This is a genomic window from Enterococcus canis NBRC 100695 (assembly GCF_001544375.1).
Taxonomy (GTDB): domain Bacteria; phylum Bacillota; class Bacilli; order Lactobacillales; family Enterococcaceae; genus Enterococcus_H; species Enterococcus_H canis.
In genome coordinates, this window is sequence record NZ_BCQJ01000025.1 from 1 (window position 1) to 4,684 (window position 4,684).

General features: G+C 37.4%; 5 protein-coding genes. All 5 read right to left on the reverse strand.

Annotated elements, in window-relative coordinates:
* Positions 1–301: 301 nt before the first annotated feature.
* Positions 302–766 carry a single-stranded DNA-binding protein gene (locus ECA01S_RS13555; RefSeq protein ID WP_067396441.1) on the reverse strand — a complete coding sequence of 155 codons (465 nt, stop codon included), beginning with the start codon at positions 764–766 and terminating at the stop codon, positions 302–304.
* A gap of 73 nt (positions 767–839) precedes the next feature.
* A complete protein-coding gene (locus tag ECA01S_RS13560; protein WP_067396446.1) occupies positions 840–1,226 on the reverse strand; it encodes a hypothetical protein in 387 nt (128 codons plus the stop codon).
* Between the two features lie 128 nt (positions 1,227–1,354).
* The gene (locus ECA01S_RS13565; protein ID WP_067396450.1) at positions 1,355–2,089 is read right to left on the reverse strand and encodes a hypothetical protein; all 735 of its coding nucleotides are present in this window, start codon (positions 2,087–2,089) and stop codon (positions 1,355–1,357) included.
* A gap of 390 nt (positions 2,090–2,479) precedes the next feature.
* On the reverse strand, positions 2,480–3,283 hold the full coding sequence (locus ECA01S_RS13570) for a helix-turn-helix domain-containing protein (protein WP_067396453.1): 804 nt from the start codon (positions 3,281–3,283) through the stop codon (positions 2,480–2,482).
* Between the two features lie 731 nt (positions 3,284–4,014).
* A partial coding sequence (locus ECA01S_RS13575) for a TraM recognition domain-containing protein (protein WP_157490304.1) occupies positions 4,015–4,684 on the reverse strand: 670 nt, incomplete at its 5' end.

A 4,684-nucleotide genomic window follows, 5' to 3' on the forward strand; every position in this document is an offset into this window, starting at 1 on the left:
TGTTTTTGAAGCGTTAATGTTTGCGTTAGCATTCGCAACATTGATTCTGAAAATCAGTAACAACAATAAGAAAAAATAAACCCGTCATAAATCTTGGCAGACGTTGACAGGTTTATTTTCAAACTATTAAACTAAGCCACCGCTTTAAACGGTTCTACTTGAGGGCGTATTTATCGTACGTCCTCTTTACATAGTCATTATACCACATTTTGAGCGAGAAGAAAGGCGGAAGCCTTTCTTTTTTCATGCGCTCCTAAACGGTGGTGGCGGTGGGAGTGTGGAGCGCATGAAAAAACAGCCCTTATTGATTGTAGCCATATTCAGACATGCCATTCAATGGCGGTTGTTCAACCGGTGGTTCTTGGTTCATATAGGCTGGTTCATTAGCAGGTGGGGTCGGATTTGATTGTGGCATTCCTTGTTGCTTTTGTTCCCGATTCTGTACCGTTTCTTTGGATTCTAAAAATTCAAAGTCTTCCACCACTAGCTCGGTCACATAATGCGTCATTCCTTGTTGGTCATCATAAGAACGGATTTGTAGTTCACCATTTGCCCCAATCAATGCGCCTTTTTGAGTAAATTTGGCAAAGGCTTGGGCAGGTTTTCCCCACAAAACACATGGAACAAAAGTTGTCGGTATCTTGCCATCTTTATCGGGTCTTTTACGTTTGCAGGCAAGTGTGAAATTTGCGACACTCTTTCCATTGTTTGTGGTGCGCAACTCTGCCCCTTTCGTTAAGCGTCCTACTGCGTGTACATTAATCATTGTGTTTCCTTCTTTCCTATTTTTTATATTAGCCCACGGGTGGTTATCCACCCGTGGAAATTAATATCATTTTCTAAAAATAAAGTAATTTACCTGTCTCAAATGTAAATAGCGTCTCTATCAGCACGCCACCTATTGGAGCGGTGTTCTGTACAAAAGGTGTGATTGTTTCTTTTTTTCCATGTCTGTTAATGTAGGAAAATGTAACAAGTCCTTGTTCAACGTTCAGCACTGTAAATTGCAGGTTTAAAATGCGGTAGCTAGCGCCTTTTTTACATTCTGATAATGGCAAGGAGTGAAGTTGAGCAAATGCTTCTGCCGCTTTTTTTGTTGGTCTGATAACAACATATTTTTCACATTCCTTTAATTCAGTGTATTTTTTCATACTTTCCTTAAATTCTTTGCTTGTAATTTCTTCAAGATAAACAGCTGTGTAGTTTTTATAGTTTCTCGCTTTCATTTGAGAACGTCCCCTTTAGATTCCGCAAGCTCTAGGGCTTGCGGAATATTTTTATTGTCAAATAAGTTAAGGTACGTTATACTAGTTTTACAGTAGTAACTCGTATAACGTGTAGAAATCTTTTGTCTCTAGCAAAAGGTTTCTTTTTTTATGTCTTCATCTGATTTAGTAGAGGTTAACAATTCTTGGATAAAGGTTTTATCTTGTTCACTCCAAGCAGGGTAGCGATTTGAAATGGTGAAATTCCCCTCTTTGTCAAGTTCTAAAGCAACTTTTTTCAGTCCTTTCACAAAGTAATAAATGGGTTTCTTTTTCCACTGATTGACTGCCCCACTGTCTATTAGCGCTTGAGAATGTGAGCTAATGACCTTGTTTTGGTCTTTTTCTTGCATTTCTTCAAGGGCGGCAATTTTTCTTTTTAGTTTTGTAATGTCAGTGCCAAAGGTTTTGGCTCTTGGAAGTTTTTTCTCTTTGTTATGCTGCTTAGCTAAAATGTTGGCTTCTTCTAATTCTTGTAATTGGTGTCTAAAATAATCCAAATTATTTACACTTGTTTTTGCACCAACTGTGGCATAACTAGACTTGCCTACGACATGAACATCTTTTAGTAACTCATTTTCTTCTTTAAAATCTGCAACTTTTTCCAACATATCAATTCTCATTTCTTGCTTTTCTTCTTCTTTCATCAACTGAATTGCTTTATCGTGATAACGATTCACTTTTTTATAAATATCAGGGCGCCCGATAATGTTTGGTTGTCCGAAAGGGATTAAGTCATGTTGTTGTCTAATTAATTTTTGTGTTTCTTCTTTTTCAGCTCGTAGACGATTTAATTTTGATTGTGCTTGTTCTAATCGGTTCATATCTTCCACTCTTTTCTTTTGATTTTTGTTTTCTAACAACCATTTTTGTCTGGTGTGAGTGAGGGAAGCTGTTCGCTTCTTTGGCTCATGCTAGGACTTGTTGCACTCTCCCCCTTTTCGTTTTTAGATTTGATTGTTCATTTTCGCCAGTATGTTTCGGTCGGTTGCTGTGCCGTAAAAGTTTCATAGACACCAAGAAAACACAAGGGCGAGCTTGCTCGTTTATATACCCTTGTGTTTTCGACTGGCTGTGATACTGTAACAAACAGTAGCAGACCGTTACATACGGCAATGCACCATCATAAAAACGAGTAAGTGGGAACAAGTCCGTAAAAGCATGAGCCAAAGAAGCGAAATTCAATGCACTTAAAAGAACTAGTCGCAAAGCGGCTAGTTCTTTCCTTTTTTCTCAATCCAATTGATAAATTTATCTTTTTCTAGTAATTGTTTGATTTCATATTCAAATTCTTCGGCAGAAAAAACATGCAATCGGTCAAACACTCCCTCTAAATTTTCGCCTTGTTGATAAATGAAATATTCTCTAAACAGTTCTAATTCTTCCTTTATGATTGGACTAGGTGTGACATAAATTAAACGAGCGTCTTCGTAAGTCGTTAAACTTTTAATATATTTTGGAAAGACCCCCTCACGATAACGATTCCTTGTTTTTAAAGTCAATTCGATTTCAAATTGCCACTCCACTTCCCGTCCGTCCTCACCAGTAAAAACGAAAATAAAATCAGGTACAAAGTATTTTACGCCTTTTTTATTTTTCTTTTGGTCTTTGACTTCATAGACTTTCCGTCGTTCTGAAACCACAGCTTTTAAATGAGGGTGGCGGTGGCAAAGCTGCAACATTTTAATTAGATAATCATTGATTTGTAAATGGTGCTGCAAATTGTATTCAGGAACTTTAGGTAGCGTGTAATAACCACCAATGTAATTGTGTCCTTCTTTCGTTAGATAGTAATAAGTATTCATTTCATTTTTCGAACGAGCAATGAGCCCATCTGTCTTTAATAAATTCAAATGTTTGTACACCGTACTTTCTGCAGATAGTTGGTCAATTTGAAAAAAAGTAATCAGTTGTTGAATAGAAATTACTCTCAATTCATGAAGCAGACACAATATAAGTAAACGTGTTTTATCTTGCTTTGAATAATCAATGTAATAGTTGTAAAGTAAAGGTTTCAAAGTATCACCGCGTTTCTAAAAAGGTACAAATAGGCATTGCCTATTTGTTTCATTGAAAAAGAGTTTCTTAAACAACGTGTAGAAATTCTTTTTCGGGTCTTAAGTCCTCCAAGATTTGGTGGAGGATTTAGGAGGTTGTTGCTCTTAGCGATAGTCCCTTCAAGGTTTGGTGAAGGGGCGTCTATCGCAAGGGGTAGTTGTTCATCTTTTGAACTTCATCTTTTGAATTTATCTCTTGAACTTAATTATTATTATCTAACTTCTATCCCATATATTTTTCTCTATTCTGTTTGTCCTCGGCGCTTGGTATTTTTTTCGTAGTTGTAAAATTCCTGACCATTTTCGCTTATAAGGGGGTTTTAACCCACGTTGAGCGAAAATGGTCAGGAATTTTACAGGCGGAGAAAGCCTTTGATACCAAGCGCCGAGGACACGTCTCATATATTCGTTTTTCTATACTTACTCTACACTTACTCTACACTTACTCTATACTTACTCTACACTTACTCTCGTTTTACGCATGTCGTTCTCTCTATACATGCATATTATTTTTAAGCCAATCGAGTGCATTTCGCACGTAATTTGTACACAGATCGTTGCCGATTTGATTATAAATCAACGTTAATTTTGGTTGAGATCTGTTTATTTTTATCTGCGAATTTGCCCAAAACTGTTTGTCGTTTAGACACTAAAAGATATGTCGCTTAGCAGCGATAGACACACAAAATAGTTTATTTTTGTTTATTCTTTTGCAACCATTCGAGGGCATTCCGTACGTAAACAGTTTGTGGTGGCTCGTCTACATTCTTGGCAGTACGGCTCACAATGAACTCACCTGTACGCAACGCTTTAATCGCATTTGGGTTAATTTTGAAGCGGTCGACGTTTCGTTTTGTCCCACGTTCGCCTGTCCAATCGGCTTTTCCGACATCAGAATATCCTTCTTCTTGTTCAATCATGCTCGTTACCTCAATGTCTTCATAGGTCCCTATTGTGTTACTCCAATACTCTGCTTCACCAGGTTCATTCGTCTTTCCAATAATCAATGTATTTACATTTCCGACGAGTTGTTCTTGCAATTTATCGCCTAGTTTTGCAATATCTGCCATTGTTTGTGGGGAGAAAATGGCGTGGACGCCTGCACCACGACCTTTGTTTACCATGTCGATAAACGCTTCGTTTAAGTAAGAAGCAGGCTCATCAAAGAGTACCAGTATGCCTTTACTTTGGTTTTTTCGATACATTTCTGACGCAAAATAATTGACGTCCCCCACCAACATTTGTGCTAATGTACGAATGTATTCTTTGTAAATCAATCCATTTAATGAGACATAAACAATCTCATTTTGACGAGCGATTTCTTGAATATCGAGTTTGTTTTCGGCACCTTTTGTATCAAAC

Bases quoted from the DNA above. Each gene is read 5' to 3' on its own strand.
- ECA01S_RS13565 (WP_067396450.1), bottom strand. From the start codon at position 2,089: ATGAACCGATTAGAACAAGCACAATCAAAATTAAATCGTCTACGAGCT.
- ECA01S_RS13560 (WP_067396446.1), bottom strand. From the start codon at position 1,226: ATGAAAGCGAGAAACTATAAAAACTACACAGCTGTTTATCTTGAAGAA.
- ECA01S_RS13555 (WP_067396441.1), bottom strand. From the start codon at position 766: ATGATTAATGTACACGCAGTAGGACGCTTAACGAAAGGGGCAGAGTTG.